This window comes from Sphingopyxis sp. (assembly GCF_036402335.1).
Taxonomy (GTDB): Bacteria; Pseudomonadota; Alphaproteobacteria; order Sphingomonadales; family Sphingomonadaceae; genus Sphingopyxis.
This window is the reverse complement of the sequence record NZ_DASWTD010000331.1, coordinates 1-1,925: the sequence shown is the minus strand read 5'-3', so window position 1 is coordinate 1,925 and position 1,925 is coordinate 1. Positions and strand designations below refer to the sequence as shown.

2 protein-coding genes are annotated in these 1,925 nt (G+C 67.7%); one reads left to right on the top strand and one right to left on the bottom strand.

The features are described from left to right. Window positions 1-692, top strand: a 692-nt coding sequence (locus VGD20_RS10210) for a thioesterase family protein (RefSeq protein WP_331134339.1), incomplete at its 5' end; no start/stop codon positions are given. Here the strand turns inward: VGD20_RS10210 and VGD20_RS10205 are convergent. After that, window positions 683-1,925: sensor histidine kinase (locus VGD20_RS10205; RefSeq protein WP_331134338.1), on the bottom strand; the 1,243-nt coding region annotated here is incomplete at its 5' end. The genes VGD20_RS10210 and VGD20_RS10205 overlap by 10 nt on opposite strands.

Here is a 1,925-nt window from a genome sequence, read left to right as displayed (position 1 = left end):
ATGGCGGGATCAGCTCCGCGGTCGCGCTTGCGGGCACGATGGCGCTTCATCCGACCGAAACGCCGCTACGCTATGCGCAGATCAGCTTTGTCGGCCCCGTTGGCGGCGACTGCACCGTCGAGACGCGCGTGCTGCGCCGGTCAAAATCTTCACTGTTCATCGACGCCGGCGTATCGAGCAATCAGGGTTTCGGGACCGCCGCGGTCTTCGCTTTTTCCGGCGACCGCAAGAGCCACCTCGACCATGATCGCCTTGCCATGCCCGCAGCGCCCGATCCCGAAACCTTGGCACCGGTGCCCGAGCATCACGCGCGCCCGCCCTTCACGCGCCATTTCGACATGCGGCCGACCACCGGCCCCCGCTTCGGATGGAAAAGCGAGGTCGGCGAATATCTGACCTGGGTGCGCTTCGTCGAGGAACCGGTGTGCCACCCCGCCGTCGCGCTGCTCGCGATGGGCGACGCGCTGCCGCCCGCGGCGATGGCGCTGTTCAGCGAGTTCGGCCCGATCAGCTCGATGAACTGGACGGTGAACATGCTGACGGGCGCCCCTGCCACCGAGGATGGCTGGTGGTTGCTATCGGCGAGGACCGGCTATGCGCGCCACGGCCTGTCGGTGCAGGACATGATGCTGTGGAACCGCGCCGGCGAACCGGTCCTGAGCGGCAGTCAGGCGATCGCGATCTACGCCTGAACCGGCAAACCGATCACCGCGTCGAGCCCGCCGCCGGCGCGGTTCGCGAGCGTCAGCGACCCGCCCTCGCCTTCCGCAATATCGCGCGCGATCGACAGGCCAAGCCCGGCTCCGCCCGTTGCGCGATTGCGCGACTGTTCACCGCGCGCGAAAGGTTCAACCAGCGCCTTGATCTGCGCGTCGGTCAGGCCCGGGCCGTCATCTGAAACGATGACGCGCGCGATGCCGGCCTCGGCGCGGACGGACAGGCGCGCGCAAACGCCATAGGCCATCGCATTGTCGACGAGATTGCGCAGCGCGCGTTTGAGCAACATCGGGCGCGCGAGGACCCGGACATCGGCAACCTCGCCGATCGTCACATCCTTGCTGCGCTCCTGATAGTCCGCCGCGAGTTCGCCGATCAGTTCGCGCAGCGGTATCCGCTCTTGCGCTTCCGTCCCCGCCCCCGAGCGGGCAAGCGCCAATATGTCGCTCAGCATTGCGGTCATTTCCTCGATGCTTGCGATCATCTTGCCCTGCAGTGCATCGTCCTCGACCTGCTCGACGCGCACGCGCAGGCTGGCGAGCGGCGTGCGCAGATCGTGGCCGACCGCACCGAGCATCCGGTCCTTGTCAGACAGCATCGTCGCGATCCGTGCGCGATAGGCGTTGAAGGCGGCGATCAGGTCGCGCACATCCGACGGCCCCTCTTCCTCCAGCGGCTCGGCATCGCGAAGCGCCGGATTGGCCCGCGCCGCGCGCGTCAGGTCGCGCAGCGGCCGCGCCGCGCGATAGGCGATCAGCATGATCGGAACCAGCAGCAGCAAGTAAAGCGATAGCGTCTGCCAGACGAGGAAACCTTGCAGGCGGTTACCCCCCGCCGCGATGCGCGAACGGACGGCGTAATATCGGCCATCGACCCTGGCAACGACAATGACGGCGCGATCCGGATAGGCCGCGCGCCGTATCCGCTGGCGCTCGCGCGGCGGGAGCGCCCAGGCATCAATCATTTCGGCCCGGATATTGGTCTCGCTCAAGAGGCCGCTGACATAGGCGGCGAGATCGGGCAACCGCACGGCTCCTGCCGGCATCGGCGGCATCGTGTCCGAAATGACGAGTTTCTGCGCGCGCTCGCGCGCTTCCTCGTCGTTTCGTGGCCGCCGCAGATCGCCACGCCGGTCGCGCTCGATCGCATCGATTACGCGCGCCACGGCCATGCCGCCACCGTGCGCGAGCGCCTGCTGTCGCATCCCG